Origin of the sequence: Streptomyces sp. NPDC055243, assembly GCF_044544025.1 — a bacterium.
In the GTDB taxonomy this organism is placed as follows: Bacteria; Actinomycetota; Actinomycetes; order Streptomycetales; family Streptomycetaceae; genus Streptomyces.
The window spans coordinates 436,484-451,893 of sequence record NZ_JBITWR010000002.1 but is presented as its reverse complement, the minus strand read 5'-3'; the positions used below and the strand labels follow the sequence as shown (position 1 = coordinate 451,893).

The following is a 15,410-nucleotide window of genomic DNA, read 5'->3' as shown; positions in this document are numbered from 1 at the left end:
CACTTACAGAGTTCCCTGAGAGGTGCGGTCATTGGTGCGGCGCGCCTCCGCGTAACGCTCGTAGCGTTCGTAGCGCTCCACCCGGCGGCGGTTGGCCCTGCGGAAGCGGCGGGCCACCAGGCGCGCCAGATCGGCGGCGCCCACCATGCCCGCCTCGGGGCCCAGCTGGGCGCGGGCGATACGGGCCTCGGGGCGGTAGCCGCGGCCCGTCAGCTGGCGGCGGAAGGCGTCGCGGGCCGGGCCGATCAGGAGGTCGTCGGCGGCCGAGACGCCGCCGCCGATCACGAAGCAGGACGGGTCGAGGGCCGCCGCGAGGTTCGCGATGCCGACGCCCAGCCACTGGCCGATGTCCTGGAGCAGCTCCACGCACATCGCGTCGCCGTCGCGGGCCAGCTCCGTGATCAGGGGGCCCGTGATGTCGGGGATGTTGCCCTTGACCCGCTCGATGATCCCGTACGCCACCGGGGAGTCGGCCGCGGCGAGCTCGCGGGCCTCCCTGACCAGCGCGTTCCCGGAGCTGTACTGCTCCCAGCAGCCGCGGTTGCCGCACGGGCAGCGGTGGCCGCCGGGGACGACCTGCATATGGCCGAACTCTCCGGCCACGCCGAACTTGCCGCGCTTGACCTGGCCGTCCTCCAGGATCGCGCCGCCGATGCCGGTGCCGAGCGTGATCATGACCAGGTGGTCCTCGCCGCGGGCCGCGCCGAAGCGCCACTCCGCCCACGCGGCGGTGTTCGCGTCGTTGTCGACGAGCACGGGGACCGCGAGGCGGCCCGAGATGCGGTCGCGGAGGGGTTCGTTGCGCCAGGAGAGGTGCGGGGCGAACAGGACGCGGTTGCGGTCCGCGTCGACCCAGCCCGCCGCGCCGATGCCCACGGCGTGCACGTCGTGCCGGTCGGAGAGGTCCAGGACCAGCTCGACGATGGTGTCCTCGACGACCTTGGGGCTCTTGGACTTGTCCGGGGTCTCCGTGCGGAGCGTCTCCAGGATGTTGCCGTCGGCGTCGACGACGCCCGCCATCACCTTCGTGCCGCCGATGTCGATGCCGACGGTGGGGACGCGGGGCGCCGTCAGATGGGATCGGCGCTCACGCGTGCCCACGGTCCGCAGAACGGTGGCTCGTGCGGAGCCGCGGTGCGCGAGATCGCGGTAGGTGCTCATTGCGGCGATTCTGCCTCACTCTCGCGGGGGCGCGCACAACGGACCCGGGGTGCCCCCGTAGCTCCGGGGTGCGCCCCGTCAGGGGCGCGGGGAACTGCGCGAGCAACCACGAAGAAGCCGCAGACGCGTCTGCTGGGTCACAGAGCAGTCGCGACTGCGGCTTTTCCTGGGCTGAGCGCGCAGTTCCCCGCGCCCCTTACGGGGCGCTGCTCAGCGCTTCTCCAGTTCGTGACGGAGGTCGTCCAGTTCGCTGCCGCCCGCCATCTGGCGGGTGAGCTCGTCCAGGGTGACCTCGTCACGCGCGTAGCTGCCGAACATGGTGCCGCGCTTGAGGAGGACGAAGCGGTTGCCGACCAGGTACGCGTGGTGCGGGTTGTGGGTGATCAAGACCACTCCGAGGCCCGCGTCCCGCGCCGCCGCCACGTACTTCAGGACGACGCCCGACTGCTTGACGCCAAGGGCTGCGGTCGGCTCGTCGAGGACCAGGACCTTGGCGCCGAAGTAGACCGCGCGGGCGATCGCCACGCACTGGCGCTCGCCGCCCGACAGGGTGCCGATGGGCTGGTCGACGTCGCGCAGGTCGATGCCCATGCGCAGCAGCTCCGCGCGGGTCGTCTCGCGCATGAGGTCGACGTCGAGGCGCTTGAAGGGGCCCACGCCCTTCGTCGGCTCGGAGCCGAGGAAGAAGTTGCGCCAGACCGGCATCAGCGGGACCACGGCGAGGTCCTGGTAGACCGTGGCGATACCGCGGTCCAGGGCCTCGCGCGGCGAGCCCAGCTTCGCGTCCTCGCCGTCGATGCGGAACTCTCCCGCGTCGTGCCGGTGCAGACCCGCGATGATCTTGATGAGGGTCGACTTGCCCGCGCCGTTGTCGCCGAGGACGCAGGAGATCTCGCCCGCGTGGACCTCCAGGGAGACGCCTTCGAGGGCGCGGATGTTGCCGTAGTACTTACTGACGTCGTCGAGCTCGACGAGCGGAGTGCCTTCCGCCGCCGGCACCGCGTCGGTGACATCGGTCGTGTCGGTCACTTCGTCGCCTCCGCGCGCTTGCGGACCCAGTGGTTGAGCAGGGTCGCCAGGAGCAGCATCACTCCGAGGAAGAACTTGAACCAGTCCGGGTTCCACTCGGCGAACACGATGCCCTTGCTGACCATGCCGAAGATGAGGGCGCCGACGGCCGCGCCGACCGCAGAGCCGTATCCGCCGGTGATCAGACAGCCGCCGATGACGGCCGCGATGATGTAGATCAGTTCGTTGCCGACGCCTTCGCCCGACTGGACGACGTCGTACGAGAAGAGCAGGTGCTGGCCCGAGATCCAGGCGCCGAAGGCGACGCCCATGTAGAGGCCGATCTTGGTCGCCGCGACCGGGACACCGACCGCGCGGGCCGCGTCCTCGCCGCCGCCGACCGCGAAGATCCAGTTGCCGACGCGGGTGCGGAGCAGGATCCAGGTGGCGACCGCGATCAGGCCGAGCCACCAGAGGATCGTGATCTTGAAGTCGACGCCGCCGATGGTGATCGTCGAGGCGAAGACGTCCTTGGCGGAGGAGAAGCCCTCCATGTCGGCGATCGACTTCGTGGAGACCGTGCCGCTGATCAGCTTGGTGAAGCCGAGGTTCATGCCGGTCAGCATCAGGAACGTACCGAGCGTGATGATGAAGCTCGGCGGGTCGGTGCGTGTCAGCATCACGCCGTTGAAGACGCCGACCCCGAGGGTGGCGACGAGCGAGACGAGGACGCCGACCCAGACGTTGGCCGTCATCTGGTAGCTGAACATCGACGAGATCAGCGCGGAGGTCGTCACCATGACGCCCGCCGACAGGTCGAACTCGCCGCCGATCATCAGCAGGGCCACCGGCACCGCCATGATGCCGAGCGTCGATGCCGCGTAGAGCACCGTGGCGAGGCTGTTGGTCTGCAGGAAGCTGTCCGCGGCGACCGCGAAGAAGACGAAGACGGCGACGGCGCCGACGACCGAGCCGAGCTCGGGGCGGCCCATCAGCTTCTTCAGCGGCGATGCCTTCAGGAGGCGCTCGTCGGCCTTGGTGTCCGGCGAAGGCGCCGGCGCCGGTGCGGTCGCTGTCATCGCGTCCCTCGCTTCGCGTATTCCTCCAGCTTGGCGGCCTGGTCCTTGGTGACGATCTGCGGTCCGGTGAGGACCGGCTTGCCGCCGCCGAGGACGTCGGCGTTGTACTTGTAGAGCCAGAGCAGGTCCACGGCCTCGTAGCCCTGGAGGTAGGGCTGCTGGTCGACGGCGAAGCCGAGCGTGCCGTCCTTCAGGCCCGCAGCGACCTTCTCGTTCAGGTCGAAGGTGTCGACCTCGGCCTTGCTGCCCGCGCTGTCGGCGGCCTTCACCGCGGTGTCCGCGAAGGGCGCGCCGAGCGTGACCACCGAGTCGATGGCCTTGTCGGACTGGAGCCTGGCCTCGATGGAGGACTGCACGTCGGGCATGTTCGTGCCGGTCACGTACAGGTTCTGCATCTTGCCGTCGAAGGTCTTCTTGGCGCCCTCGCAGCGCTGCTCGTGGCCGACGTTGCCCTGCTCGTGCAGGATGCAGAGCGCCTTCTTCTTGCCGCGCTTGTTGAGCTCCTCGCCGACGGCCTCGCCCGCGATCGTCTCGTCCTGGCCGATGTGGGTGAGCGCGCCGAACTCCTTGGACTCCGCGGAGCCGGAGTTCACCGTGATCACCGGGATGCCGGCCTTCTTGGCGCGGGCCAGGGCGCCCTTCATGGCGGCGGGCTTGGCGAGCGTGACGATGATGCCGTCGACCCGCTTGTCGATGTACGAGTCCACGAGCTGGGCCTGCTGCTGGGCCTCGGCATTGTGGGCGTACAGGAAGTTGATGTTGTCCTTGACGGCGGCCTGCTTGGCGCCGCTCTGGACGATGTCCCAGAACGTGTCGCCGTCACCCGAGTGGGTCACCATGCCGAACGTCCAGTTCGGCGTGTTCACCGCGGCCTTGCCCTGTGCCGTCGCCGCCTTGCGTGCGTCCTCGGCGCGCTTGCCACCGGTGCTGCTGCACCCCGCGAGGGACACCCCGAGCACCGCGACCAGCACGGCGCCCACCGCACGTACCCCTGTCTGAACCCTTGCCACGACGCCGTGCCCTTCTAGCTCTGCTCCTCGGTGTGGCCGGTCCGGATGCCCGGCCCCGGCCGCCCAAGTATCGACCACGCGGATCACGCATGTGTTCATCGGGTACCGCGGGCGGTGTACTTCTCGAGCTTCGGCACGTCCTTCTCGGTGACGATCGCGGGTCCGGTGAGGACGGGCTTGCCGCCCCCGAGGACGTTCGCGTTGGTCTTGTAGAGCCACAGTTCGTCGATGGCGAGGTAGCCCTGGAGGTAGGGCTGCTGGTCGACGGCGAAGCCGACCTCCTTGGCCTTCAGGCGCTTGACGACCTCGGCGTTCAGGTCGAAGGTGGCGACCTCGGCCTTGCTGGCCGCGTCTCCGGCGTCTTCCTTGGCCTTCACCGAGAGGGCGGCGATGGGCGCGCCGAGGGTGACGACCGCGTCGATGTCCTTGGTCGCCTGGAGTTTCGCACTGATGGATGACTGGGCGTTCGGCGCGTTGGTGCCCTCGACGTTCAGGTTCTCGACCGAACCCTTGAGGGTCTTCTTGACGCCGTCGCAGCGCTGCTCCAGGGAGACGTTGCCCTGTTCGTGGATGACGCAGAGCACCTTCTTCTTGCCGCGCTTGTTGAGCTCGTCGCCGACGGCCTCGCCCGCCACGGACTCGTCCTGCCCGATGTGGCTCAGCGCGCCGAAGTCGGCGGAGAACTCGCCGCCGGAGTTGATCGTGACGACGGGTATCCCGGCGGCCTCCGCCTTGCCGAGGACCGTCTTCATCGCCTCGGGCTTGGCCAGGGTCACGACGATGCCGTCGACCTTCTTGTCGATCGCCGACTGGACGAGCTCGGCCTGTCCCTTGGCCTCTTTGTCGTTCGAGTAGAGGAAGTCGACGTTGTCCTTGCGGGCCGCCTGCTTGGCGCCGCTCTGGACGATGTCCCAGAAGGTGTCGCCCTCGCCGGAGTGCGTGACCATCGCGATCTTGAGGCGCGGCGTGTTCACGCCCTTGCCGCCTCCCCCGTCGTCGCCCGACTTGTCCTCGTCGTCCTTGCCGCCGGAGCCGCTGCACCCGGCCGTGAGCGCGATCACCGCTATGAGAGCTGCTGCCGTGCGGGCTGTACGCATGGTGGGGCCACCTCTTCTCCCGGCCGCCCTAGTGCGGCTGGGGGAGTTCTAGCGGCGGGCGCGCGGCAGCGTCAATGGCTTTGTCAGAACATTCTTACGACGGTGATGTGCCGGAGGGCTACGGCCGTACGAGGAGCTGGAACTCGAAGGAGTAGCGCGAGGCCCGGTAGATGTGCGAGCCGAACTCGACCGCGCGGCCCGTGTCGTCGAAGGTCGTGCGCTGCATCGTGAGCAGCGGGGCCCCTGCGGGCTCGCCGAGCCGCTCGCCCTCGTCGGCGGTGGCGGCGCGGGCGCCCACGGACTGGCGCGCGCTGTGCAGGGTGATGCCCGCGGCGCGCATCATGCGGTAGAGGCCGGTGGCCTCCAGGCGTGCGGTGTCCAGGCCGAGCAGGCCGGACGGGATGTGGTTGCGGAGGCAGGCCATCGGTTCGCCGTGGGCCAGGCGGAGCCGCTCGACCAGGTGCACCTCGTCGCCTTCCGCGACGCCGAGCCTGGCTGCGACCTCGGCGGACGCGGGCTCGACGGTGTTGCGCAGGACGCGGGTCTCGGGGCGCTGGCCCGCCGCCTCCAGGTCGTCGTAGAGGCTGCTGAGTTCGAGGGGGCGCTTGACCTGGCTGTGCACGACCTGGGTGCCGACGCCCCTGCGGCGCACGAGCAGCCCCTTGTCGACGAGCGACTGGATGGCCTGGCGGACGGTCGGCCGGGACAGGCCGAGGCGGCCCGCGAGCTCGATCTCGTTGCCGAGCAGGGTGCCCGGCGTCAGGGCGCCTCGCTCGATCGCCGCCTCCAGCTGCTGGGACAGCTGGAAGTACAGCGGGACCGGGCTGCTGCGGTCGACGCCGAGCTGGAGGGAGACGGTCGGGTCCACGGCTGATTTGGCGGCAGATTTGGGCACGTGGCGAGCGTAGTCGCAGGAAATGATGACGGGAAGTTCTGAAGTTCTGTTGTCCGGACAAAGGATTGACAGGATCGCGGGGCGTGGTGAGGGTGGGTCCATGCGCATCGGACTGATCGGAACGGGCCGTATCGGCACATTTCACTCCGCGGCTCTCCAGCGGCATCCCGACGTGGGTGCGCTGGTCGTCGCCGACGCCGATGTCGGGCGCGCGGCCGGGCTCGCGGCACGGATCGGCGCCTCGTCGGCGCCCTCGGTGGACGACGTCTTCACGGGCAGCGCCCGGTCGGGTGCCGTGGACGCGGTGGTGATCACCGCGGCGACCTCCGCGCACGCCGAGCTGATCGGCAAGGCGGCGCGTGCGGGGCTTCCGGTCTTCTGCGAGAAGCCCATCGCCCTCGACCTGCCCGGCACGCTCGCCGCGCTCCAGGAGGTCGAGGCCGCGGGCACGGTGCTCCAGCTGGGCTTCCAGCGGCGGTTCGACGCGGGGTACATGGCGGCGCGCGAGGCCGTGCGGTCGGGGCGGCTCGGGCGGCTGCACACGGTCCGCGCGATCACCTCCGACCCCGCGCCGCCGCCGGCCGCCTATCTCCCGCTCTCCGGCGGTCTCTACCGCGACTGCCTGGTCCACGACTTCGACATGCTGCGCTGGGTGACGGGCCGTGAGGTGACCGAGGTGTACGCGACCGGGTCGGACGCCGGGCCCTCGATGTTCCGCGACGCGGGCGACGTCGACACGGCCGCGGCGGTCCTCACCCTCGACGACGGCACGCTCGCCACGGCGACGGCCACGCGGGTCAACGGCGCGGGCTACGACGTACGGATGGAACTGGCCGGAGAGGACGACCAGATCGCGGTCGGCTTCGACGACCGCATGCCCCTGTCGTCCGTGGAACCCTCGGGCCCGCCGCCGCCCGAGAAGCCGTGGCCGGGCTTCCTGGAGCGGTTCACTCCCGCGTACGAGGCGGAGCTGGCGGCGTTCGTGGATGTCGTACGGGGAGAACGGGAGAACCCCTGTGACGGGCGGGAGGCGCTGCAGGCGCTGCGCATCGCCGAGGCGTGTGAACTGTCGCGGCGGGAAGGCCGGTTGGTTCGGATGACGGAGATCGCCGGGGGGTGAGCCCATCACCTTCCTCGTAGAGCCCGGCTCGGGTCCGGGCGCTACTCCACGCCGTCCAGCAGCCCCGCGTCATGCGTCAACAGCGCGATCTGCACCCGGTTGTTGAGGTCCAGCTTCGTCAGGACGCGGGAGACGTGGGCCTTGACGGTGGCCACGCTCAGGTAGAGCTCCGCCGCGATGTCCGCGTTCGACGCGCCCCGGCCCACCGCGACCGCCACCTCCCTCTCCCGCTCCCCCAGCAGGGCCAGGCGCTGCAACGCCCTTTCCCTGCGCCCCAGTTGGGGGTCGACGCCCGTCACCTGTGTGATCAGCTGCTGTGTCACCGAGGGCGAGAGCACGGGCTCCCCCGCCGCCACCGCCCGTACCGCCGCGACGATTTCGGCGGGCGGGGTGTCCTTGAGGACGAACCCGGCCGCCCCCGCCCGCAGGGCCCGCAGCACCTGTTCGTCGGCGTGGAAGGTGGTGAGGACGATGACCTCGGGGGCGTCCGGGCGCTTGCGCAGGGCCTCCGTCGCCGCGAGGCCGTCCATGGTGGGCATGCGGATGTCCATCAGGACGACGTGCGGGCGCACTTCGGCGACCAGCGGGGCGACTTGGGAGCCGTCCGCCGCCTCGCCGACGATCTCGATGTCGTCCGCGCCGCCCATCATGAAGGACAGACCGGCTCGGACCAGCGGGTCGTCGTCGACGAGAAGGACGCGGATGGGGTTCATGGGCTCCACATTAACGAGATCCCCTCTCGGACAAGCCGGTCACGTCCGCCGCCCCCGTCACGTCTGTTGACCCCATCACGTCTGCTTCGGCTCGTCCCCGCGGCCGGAGGGCGCGTCCCACGGCAGCCAGGCGTCGATGCTGAACCCGCCGTCCCGCGCCATCCCGTGCTCGAAGCGGCCGCCCGCCAGCGTGGCCCGCTCCGTGAGGCCGATCAGGCCCTGGCCGGAGCCGGGGACGTCCGGCACGTCGCCGGGCGGCGGTGGATTGCGTACCGAAAGGGTGAGGCCGTCGCCGGGGGCGCCGGAGACCAGGACGCTCACCTCGGCGCCCGGGGCGTGCTTGCGGGCATTGGTCAGGCCCTCCTGGGCGATGCGGTAGGCGGTGCGGCCGACGGCGGCGGGCACCGCGTCCTGGTCGGCGACGCGGTGGTCGAGCGCCACCTTCATGCCCGCGTCGCGGGACTCGGCGACCAGGGTCTCCAGGGCGGCGAGGGTCGGCTGCGGGCGGCCGGAGGCCTCGCCGTCGCCGCCCCCGCGCAGGACGCCGATCACCTCGCGCAGGTCCTGCAGCGCTTCGTGCGCGCTCTCCCGGATGACACCGGCCGCGCGGGCGATCTCCTCGCGGGGCGCGTCGGGGCGGAACTCCAGGGCGCCCGCGTGCACGCTGAGCAGGGTGAGGCGGTGGGCGAGCACGTCGTGCATCTCGCGGGCGATGGACTCGCGGGCCATGCGCTGGGCCTGTTCGGCGCGGAGCGCGGCCTCGTTCTCGGCGCGGACCGCGCGCTCGCGCAGGCTCATCAGGAGCTGGCGGCGCGAGCGGACGAACATGCCCCAGCCGATGACGGAGGCGTTGATCAGCATGCTGATGAGGACAACGACCAGGAAGGGCAGATCGGCGTCGGGCCGCAGCCAGTAGATGAACGGCACCACGGCGATCGAGACCCCGCCGATCCAGCCGACGTACCGGAAGGGCCGGTGCACCGCGAGGGTGAACAGGGCGACCGCGGTCGCCCCGCCCGCGGTGTCCGAGAGCACGCTGACCGGCACCATGGCGATGGCCAGACCGACCGGCCAGCGCCTGCGCAGCCAGACGGCGGCGCAGGCGAGCGCGCCGATCACCTGGTCGGCCTCGGCGAAGCCGGGCGAGACGTTCGGGTTGTTGCCGACCGCGTCCGCGCCCACCATGCCGATGGCGACGGCCACGAAGAAGCAGGCGAAGTCGACGAGCCAGTCCCGTACGGTCCGCCGGGGCCTGCGGTCGCCCTTGTTCTCGCGTCCCGCGTGGTCCGGATCGAGCTCGGCGGCGACGGCCGAGGGCAGCGCCCAGGGACGCCTGGCCAAGGGGGCCGGGGGCGCCGAGGGAACAGGCCGGGGCTCATTGCCGCTCATGGTCGACAAATCTACGCACTGCCGGGGTCATGGAGCGTCGTCCGGTCGTGATCGTCTACCAAAGTCGTACACGCGCAGACTTTCGGAGGGGCCCGGGGGGAAGAGGCCTCGCCCCGTGGCCGATGTGCGTGGGGGGTCCGCGGGGCGAGGCTCTTCGGCATGAAGCAGGTACTCGAGGTCTCCGGCGTCCTTCTCCTGATCCAGGGCGTGGCCGCCCTGGTGCACGAGCTGACCGGCCGGCTGCGCGGCTGGGGCGTCGTACAGCGGATCGGGTTCCTCGACGGCTACGAGATCTACGCGGGCGTCACGCTGATCGTGCTCGCGCTCGCGCTGTTCGCCGTCGCGGAGAGCCGAAAGGCCCGCTAGCACCGTGCCGCGGCGGGCTCGGGCGCGCCCGGCGGCTCAGCAGGCGTAGTCGACCAGGTCGAAGGACTCGTAGTGGTCGGCCGTGTAGTAGTCCTCCTGGTTCTCCTCACCGGTCACGATGCGGCGCGCGCCGCGGTCCGGTGAGCCCGGCGTCACCACGGTGAACTCGTGGTAGTAGCCGGATCCTTGCGAGGGCAGGATGCCTTCCCTGTTCTGGAAGACGGTGCCGTCCTGCGGATACGGGTAGGGGCCGCCCGCCTCGATCAGGTCCAGGGTGTCGTGCGCCTGGGCGGGCAGCGCGGAGTAGCAGATGTCGCCGACGGCGGCGACGGAGTACGCCGTCGACGCGGGGGCGTGGTGGGCCGGGGCCGCGCTCGCGGAGGCGGCGACGGGGCCGCCGATGAGCAGGGCGGCGGCGAGGGCGGTGATGCTCACGATTCGTGGGGGGATTCGCATGCGACCAGTGTGACGCGCGTAGAGGTTGTCGTGTCAACGTCAAGTGCGGTGAATTTTCCGGGAGTTAACCCGGCGCAACCGGTTCGCCGCCGTCAGTCCTTCTCGGCAACGGCCTTCTCGGCGCCGGTCTTCGCGGCAGCGGTCTTCGCGGCGGCAGCAGCGGCGATGCGGTGTTCCGCCATGTACTCCCGCATCCGCAGACTGGTGGACCCGCCGGTGAAGAGCACCGCGCCCGCAACCGACAGCGGCACCGAGAGCCCCAGCCAGCCCAGCATCTCGGGCCACCTGCGCTCTGCGCGGCAGTCGTCCCACGTGGCATCTGCCCACGTCGGGGCGTCACCCTCGTAGAACAGCACCGACTGGCACGTGCGGCTGCTGCTGGAGTACTCGTCGTCCCCGTCGCTGAACGGCGCCATCAGCTGGTACGCGAGCACGGCCCAGATGATGCCCGCGGCCAGGAACAGCGCGGCGCCCCAAGCACGGCGCTTCTGCGCGCTCGCGGCGAATTCCTGCTCGAAGTACTCGTTCATGGGCTCCCCCTGCTTGATCGACCACGGAAGGTATCACCGTGCCCGGCGCCCCCAGCTGGTCCCCACCAGAACCAGCACACCTCCCACCAGACCCACCACACCCAGCCGCTCCCCGCCGAGCGCGATCCCCACCGCCGCCGCCCACAACGGCTCCGTGCCGAGCAGCAGGCTCACCCGGGAAGGGGACGTCCTGCGTACCGCCCACATCTGCACGAAGAAGGCGAAGAGCGTGCAGAACACGGAGAGGAAGAGCAGCCCGGCCCATTCGCGCGCGCCGAAGTCCACGGCGACGGACCAGGGCGACGCTCCCGTGCCCGCGGCGGCGAGCACCGCGAACACGGCCACGGCGGACCCCAGTTGGACGGTGGTGAGCGAGAGCGCGTCCGCGTCCTGGACCGCCTTGATCCGGGACATCGCCAGAACGTGCACCGTGCGCGCGAGCGCCGCGAGGAGGATCAGACCGTCCCCCAGTGAGGGTCGCGTGAAGCCGCCGCCCTGGGTCAGCAGGATCACGCCGAGCACGGAGAGCCCGGCCGCCGCGAGGAAGGCGCGCGGCGGGCTCTTGCGGGTCACCGCGGCCTCGGCGAGCGGAGTGAAGATCATGGTGAGGCTGATGATGAGGCCCGCGTTGGTCGCCGAGGTGTGGACGACCCCGTACGTCTCCAGGAGGAAGATCCCGCTCAGGATCAGCCCGAGCACCCCCGCCCCGCGCCACTGCGGCGCCGTCAGCGCCCGCAGGCCGCGCCATCCGGCCACCACGAGCGCGGGCAGCACGACGGCGAACCGCAGCACCAGGACGGCGACGACCGTGTGCGTCGTCGTGATGCCCTTCGCCGCCAGATAACTGGCGCCCCAGACCACGGCCACGAGCAGGACGGGCAGATCGGTGAGCCAGGCGCGGCGCACTGCGGGCGCGGCGGGAGCGGCGAGCGTCGACACGGGGCGCGATCTCCAACGGATGCGGCGGTGTGGAGACTTCGGCGGCTCTCACGTGGGTCGATCACCGTATCCGGCAAAGATCGCGCCGGGAAGGGACCGCGGAGATGGGACCGCGGAGCGCGGCGTCCATTTACCGCCAGCCATGGGGCACGCCGCCCGCTTTCATTGAAACCGCAAGCACTTCTCACGCATATCGGCAGACACCCACGCGAATGAGGTTATGAACATGTCTACTCTCACCGGCAGGACGGCTCTGGTCACCGGCGGCAGCCGCGGCATCGGCGCGGCGATCGCGCTGCGGCTCGCGCGAGAAGGCGCCGATGTCGCGATCACGTACGTCAACGGGGAGGCCGCCGCGCGTGAGGTGGCCGCCAAGATCGAGGCGGCGGGGCAGCGCGGCTTCGCCATCCGGGCGGACGCGGCCGACGCCGGGGACGCCGCGGGCGCGGTGGAGCGCGCGGCCGACGACCTGGGCCGCCTGGACATCCTGGTGAACAACGCGGGCATCGGGGTCCTCGGCCCCATCGGGGACCTGGCGCTCTCCGACATCGACCGGGTGCTCGCCGTCAACGTGCGTTCGGTCTTCCTGGCCTCGCAGGCGGCGGCCGGGCGGCTGGCCGACGGGGGCCGGATCATCTCCGTCGGGACGGCGCTCACGCGCTACGCGGGCGGGACCGGCAGTTCGCTCTACGCGATGAGCAAGGCGGCGCTCATCGGCATGACGAAGCCCCTGGCACGGGAGCTCGCCGACCGGAGGATCACGGTGAACGTGGTGCACCCGGGTGCGGTCGACACGGACATGAACCCCGCCGACGGGCCGTTCGCCGAGCCCCAGAAGGCGGCGAACGCGCTGACCCGCTTCGGTGCGCCCGACGAGGTGGCCTCCCTCGTCGCCTATCTCGCCGGTGAGGACGCCGCGTTCATCACCGGCTCGGAGCTCGTGGTCGACGGCGGGCATGCCGCGTAACCGTGCGCGGGCATGGTGATGGGGCGCACCGGGGCTGTCCACCCGGTGCGCCCCACGTTCTTCAGCGGGCTTCGGCGGGCCCGATCAGCCGCCCAGCTCCTGGTGACGTGCCGTCAGACGGCTCGCGCCCGCCTCGGTCAGCGAACCGAAGAGGTGCAGGCGGGAGATGCCGCCGTCCGGGAAGATGTCGATGCGCACGTGCGTGCCGACGACCGGGGCGTCCAGGACGAAGCGGTGGTTGGTGTCGGGCTGCAGGCGGGTGCGGGGCAGCGCCTCGACCCACTCGCCGCTCTCGCCGTCCCGTACCGAAAGCGCGGCCCAGCCGGCCGAATTGCCCTTGAGGTACGCGGTGTCGATCTCGACGGCGCGGATCTCGGACTGGGCGACCAGCTGGTAGCGGATCCAGTCGTTGCCGTTGTCGCGGCGGCGGCGGGTCTCCCAGCCGTCGTCCATCTTGCGGGAGCGGCCCGGCTGGATGGTGTTGGTGGCCGGGGAGTAGAAGCGGTCGGACGCGTCCTCGACCTGGCCGCCGTTCTCCAGGGCGAGCACGTCGAACGTGCCGAGCGTGGCGAGCCACTTGGGGTCGGCGACGACCTCGCCGTACACCCGCAGGCGCGCGATGCCGCCGTCCGGGTGCTGATTGACGCGCAGGTGCGTGAAGCGCTGCTCGACGTCGACGGCGAAGCCGTTGGCCGCGTGGCCGCCGACCGCCGTGCGGGGCACGAGCGTCGTCCACTTCACGTCGTCCGCGAGGAGCTCCTCGGGGGTCGGCGAACCCTCGACGTTGGCGCCCTCGACCGAGACGGCCTGCGGGTAGTTGCCGCGGAAGTGGGCGGTGTCGATGACAAGACCGCGTACGACGCCGGGGGCACCGAGGCGGACGAGGGCCCAGTCGTGGTCGTCGGCGGTGGGCCACGGCTGCCCGGCGGAGACGCCGCGGCGGCGGCGGGTCTCCCAGCCGTCCATGACCTTGCCCTTGTGCCCGAAGTGCTCCGGGTCGAAGACGGCGTCGTGCGCGAGGAGGAGGTTCTCGCGCATCGCGAAGAACTCGTCGTTGGCGGCGATGACGCCCGCGCCGAGCTGCCGGTCCGCGAGGTTCGCGTACTGGGTGAAGGGGAAGTCGGCGGTGCGGTAGTCCGCGTACGGGTCGCCGCCGCCGTAAGGGCTCGCGTCGCCGGTGAAACTGGGTATCGCCGTCACGGTGATCAGTTCTTCCTTTCCAGAAGTCGGCCTGCGGGTTCGCTGAACTCGCCGCCGTGCAGGATGCGTTCGCCGCGCAGCCAGGTGGACTTCACGACGCCGCTGAGGGTCTTGCCCGCGTACGCCGTGACTCGGTTCCGGTGCTGCAGCTCCGCGGGGTCCACGGTGAAGGTCTCGTCGGGCGCGAGGACCGCGAAGTCGGCGTCGCGGCCGGCCTCGATGGCGCCCTTCTGGTCGAGTCCGACCAGTTCGGCGGTGCGCGTCGACATCCAGCGCACCACGTCCTCGAGGCTGTGGCCGCGCTTGCGGGCCTCGGTCCAGACCGCGGGGAGGCTGAGCTGGAGCCCGGAGATGCCGCCCCACGCGGTCGCGAAGTCGTCGGTCTTGAGCTCGGCGGTGGACGGCGAGTGGTCCGTCACGACGCAGTCGATGGTGCCGTCGGCGAGCGCTTCCCAGAGCAGATCCTGGTTGGCGGCCTCGCGGATGGGCGGGCAGCACTTGAACTCGCTCGCCCCGTCCGGGACTTCCTCCGCGGTGAGCGTGAGGTAGTGCGGGCAGGTCTCGACGGTGAGCTTGACGCCATCGCGCTTGGCGGCGGCGATCAGGGGCAGCGCGTTCGACGACGACAGGTGCAGTACGTGGACACGGGCGCCGAGCCGCTTGGCGAGCCCGATGAGGCCCTCGATGGCGGCGTCCTCGGAGACGCGCGGCCGGGTGTCCAGGTAGTCCGTGTACTTGGGGCCGCTCTTGTGCGGGGCCGCGTCCAGCTCGTGCGGGTCCTCGGCGTGCACGATGAGCAGGCCCCCGTGAGCACCCAAGCCCGCGATCTCGGCCATGGAGGTGGCGAGGTGGTCCTGGTCCAGGTGCGGGAACTCGTCCACGCCGGACGGCGAGAGGAAGCACTTGAAGCCGTAGACACCGGCGTCGTGCAGGGGCTTGAGGTCGCCGACGTTGTCGGGCAGGGCGCCGCCCCAGAAGCCGACGTCGATGTGCGCCTTGGTCCGTGCGACGTCCTGCTTCGTGCGCAGGTTGTCGACGGTGGTGGTCGGCGGCAGGGAGTTGAGCGGCATGTCGACGAGGGTGGTGATGCCGCCGGCTGCCGCGGCGCGGGTGGCGGTCCAGAAGCCCTCCCACTCCGTGCGGCCCGGGTCGTTCACATGGACGTGCGTGTCGACGATGCCGGGCAGCAGGACGTCGTCGCCGAGGTCCTCGATCCTGGCCCCCGCCGGTACGTCGGCGTCGTGCGCCAGGACGGCCGCGATCTTCCCTCCGGAGACCGTGACCGACGCGGCGCGGGTTCCCTGCGGTGTGATCACGCGGGTCGAGCGCAGCACCAGTTCTACGTCCACGTCCTCAACGCCCTTTCTTCGCTTCTTCGCTGTCGCTCGGCTGTTCGCCGTCGCTTGCCGTGTTGCTCGCCTGTTCGTTCTTTTCCGCTACACAGACCATTCGTTTCCGCTAAACGGAATTCAACGTTCTG

Annotated in this window: 16 protein-coding genes; 3 read left to right on the top strand and 13 right to left on the bottom strand. The window is 70.8% G+C overall.

Annotated features, from left to right (window positions below; translation table 11 throughout):
• Window positions 1-3 precede the first annotated feature (3 nt).
• From ACIGXX_RS06865 to ACIGXX_RS06840, 6 genes are all read right to left on the bottom strand, one after another.
• Window positions 4-1,161 carry an ROK family glucokinase gene (locus ACIGXX_RS06865; RefSeq protein ID WP_351158929.1) on the bottom strand — a complete coding sequence of 386 codons (1,158 nt, stop codon included), beginning with the start codon at window positions 1,159-1,161 and terminating at the stop codon, window positions 4-6.
• Between the two features lie 210 nt (window positions 1,162-1,371).
• Window positions 1,372-2,190: an ATP-binding cassette domain-containing protein gene (locus tag ACIGXX_RS06860; RefSeq protein WP_399973396.1), complete on the bottom strand. Its 819-nt coding sequence runs from the start codon at window positions 2,188-2,190 to the stop codon at window positions 1,372-1,374.
• The gene (locus ACIGXX_RS06855) at window positions 2,187-3,248 is read right to left on the bottom strand and encodes an ABC transporter permease (RefSeq protein ID WP_351158924.1); all 1,062 of its coding nucleotides are present in this window, start codon (window positions 3,246-3,248) and stop codon (window positions 2,187-2,189) included. Before ACIGXX_RS06855 ends, ACIGXX_RS06860 begins: the two co-directional genes overlap by 4 nt.
• A complete protein-coding gene (locus ACIGXX_RS06850) occupies window positions 3,245-4,258 on the bottom strand; it encodes a sugar ABC transporter substrate-binding protein (protein WP_399973393.1) in 1,014 nt (337 codons plus the stop codon). The genes ACIGXX_RS06855 and ACIGXX_RS06850 overlap by 4 nt, the downstream gene beginning before the upstream one ends.
• 95 nt (window positions 4,259-4,353) lie before the next feature.
• Window positions 4,354-5,355 carry a sugar ABC transporter substrate-binding protein gene (locus tag ACIGXX_RS06845; protein ID WP_351158919.1) on the bottom strand — a complete coding sequence of 334 codons (1,002 nt, stop codon included), beginning with the start codon at window positions 5,353-5,355 and terminating at the stop codon, window positions 4,354-4,356.
• Between the two features lie 118 nt (window positions 5,356-5,473).
• Window positions 5,474-6,223, bottom strand: coding sequence for a GntR family transcriptional regulator (locus ACIGXX_RS06840; protein WP_351159371.1), 750 nt, complete (start codon window positions 6,221-6,223; stop codon window positions 5,474-5,476).
• Between the two features lie 127 nt (window positions 6,224-6,350).
• On the opposite strand from ACIGXX_RS06840, the gene ACIGXX_RS06835 reads away from it, so the two are divergent.
• Window positions 6,351-7,370: a Gfo/Idh/MocA family oxidoreductase gene (locus tag ACIGXX_RS06835; protein ID WP_361462080.1), complete on the top strand. Its 1,020-nt coding sequence runs from the start codon at window positions 6,351-6,353 to the stop codon at window positions 7,368-7,370.
• A gap of 41 nt (window positions 7,371-7,411) precedes the next feature.
• Here ACIGXX_RS06835 and ACIGXX_RS06830 read toward each other — a convergent pair whose 3' ends face one another.
• Both ACIGXX_RS06830 and ACIGXX_RS06825 read right to left on the bottom strand, forming a co-directional pair.
• Entirely contained in the window at window positions 7,412-8,083 is a 672-nt protein-coding gene (locus ACIGXX_RS06830; protein ID WP_383817533.1) for a response regulator, read from the bottom strand.
• Window positions 8,084-8,158: 75 nt separating this feature from the next.
• Window positions 8,159-9,472 carry a sensor histidine kinase gene (locus ACIGXX_RS06825; RefSeq protein ID WP_399973388.1) on the bottom strand — a complete coding sequence of 438 codons (1,314 nt, stop codon included), beginning with the start codon at window positions 9,470-9,472 and terminating at the stop codon, window positions 8,159-8,161.
• Window positions 9,473-9,631: 159 nt separating this feature from the next.
• On the opposite strand from ACIGXX_RS06825, the gene ACIGXX_RS06820 reads away from it, so the two are divergent.
• A complete protein-coding gene (locus tag ACIGXX_RS06820) occupies window positions 9,632-9,838 on the top strand; it encodes a hypothetical protein (RefSeq protein ID WP_351158909.1) in 207 nt (68 codons plus the stop codon).
• Window positions 9,839-9,874: 36 nt separating this feature from the next.
• Here the strand turns inward: ACIGXX_RS06820 and ACIGXX_RS06815 are convergent, their stop codons facing one another.
• From ACIGXX_RS06815 to ACIGXX_RS06805, 3 genes are all read right to left on the bottom strand, one after another.
• Window positions 9,875-10,294: a ribonuclease gene (locus ACIGXX_RS06815; RefSeq protein WP_351158907.1), complete on the bottom strand. Its 420-nt coding sequence runs from the start codon at window positions 10,292-10,294 to the stop codon at window positions 9,875-9,877.
• Between the two features lie 92 nt (window positions 10,295-10,386).
• The gene (locus ACIGXX_RS06810) at window positions 10,387-10,824 is read right to left on the bottom strand and encodes a hypothetical protein (protein WP_399973383.1); all 438 of its coding nucleotides are present in this window, start codon (window positions 10,822-10,824) and stop codon (window positions 10,387-10,389) included.
• A 33-nt stretch (window positions 10,825-10,857) separates the two neighbouring features.
• On the bottom strand, window positions 10,858-11,763 hold the full coding sequence (locus tag ACIGXX_RS06805; RefSeq protein ID WP_366462986.1) for a DMT family transporter: 906 nt from the start codon (window positions 11,761-11,763) through the stop codon (window positions 10,858-10,860).
• A gap of 220 nt (window positions 11,764-11,983) precedes the next feature.
• Between ACIGXX_RS06805 and ACIGXX_RS06800 the strand changes: the two genes are divergently transcribed.
• A complete protein-coding gene (locus tag ACIGXX_RS06800) occupies window positions 11,984-12,730 on the top strand; it encodes an SDR family oxidoreductase (RefSeq protein ID WP_361462092.1) in 747 nt (248 codons plus the stop codon).
• Between the two features lie 84 nt (window positions 12,731-12,814).
• On the opposite strand, the gene alc is transcribed toward ACIGXX_RS06800, so the two are convergent.
• Window positions 12,815-13,930: an allantoicase gene (gene alc / locus ACIGXX_RS06795; RefSeq protein WP_351158899.1), complete on the bottom strand. Its 1,116-nt coding sequence runs from the start codon at window positions 13,928-13,930 to the stop codon at window positions 12,815-12,817.
• Between the two features lie 5 nt (window positions 13,931-13,935).
• Entirely contained in the window at window positions 13,936-15,279 is a 1,344-nt protein-coding gene (gene allB / locus ACIGXX_RS06790) for an allantoinase AllB (RefSeq protein WP_351158897.1), read from the bottom strand.
• Between the last annotated feature and the right edge of the window lie 131 nt (window positions 15,280-15,410).

Excerpts from the sequence above, each read along its gene's own strand:
- ACIGXX_RS06865 (WP_351158929.1), bottom strand. The coding sequence starts at position 1,161 with ATGAGCACCTACCGCGATCTCGCGCACCGCGGCTCCGCACGAGCCACC.
- ACIGXX_RS06855 (WP_351158924.1), bottom strand. The coding sequence starts at position 3,248 with ATGACAGCGACCGCACCGGCGCCGGCGCCTTCGCCGGACACCAAGGCC.
- ACIGXX_RS06845 (WP_351158919.1), bottom strand. The coding sequence starts at position 5,355 with ATGCGTACAGCCCGCACGGCAGCAGCTCTCATAGCGGTGATCGCGCTC.
- ACIGXX_RS06835 (WP_361462080.1), top strand. The coding sequence starts at position 6,351 with ATGCGCATCGGACTGATCGGAACGGGCCGTATCGGCACATTTCACTCC.
- ACIGXX_RS06830 (WP_383817533.1), bottom strand. The coding sequence starts at position 8,083 with ATGAACCCCATCCGCGTCCTTCTCGTCGACGACGACCCGCTGGTCCGA.
- ACIGXX_RS06825 (WP_399973388.1), bottom strand. The coding sequence starts at position 9,472 with ATGAGCGGCAATGAGCCCCGGCCTGTTCCCTCGGCGCCCCCGGCCCCC.
- ACIGXX_RS06820 (WP_351158909.1), top strand. The coding sequence starts at position 9,632 with ATGAAGCAGGTACTCGAGGTCTCCGGCGTCCTTCTCCTGATCCAGGGC.
- ACIGXX_RS06815 (WP_351158907.1), bottom strand. The coding sequence starts at position 10,294 with ATGCGAATCCCCCCACGAATCGTGAGCATCACCGCCCTCGCCGCCGCC.
- ACIGXX_RS06810 (WP_399973383.1), bottom strand. The coding sequence starts at position 10,824 with ATGAACGAGTACTTCGAGCAGGAATTCGCCGCGAGCGCGCAGAAGCGC.
- ACIGXX_RS06800 (WP_361462092.1), top strand. The coding sequence starts at position 11,984 with ATGAACATGTCTACTCTCACCGGCAGGACGGCTCTGGTCACCGGCGGC.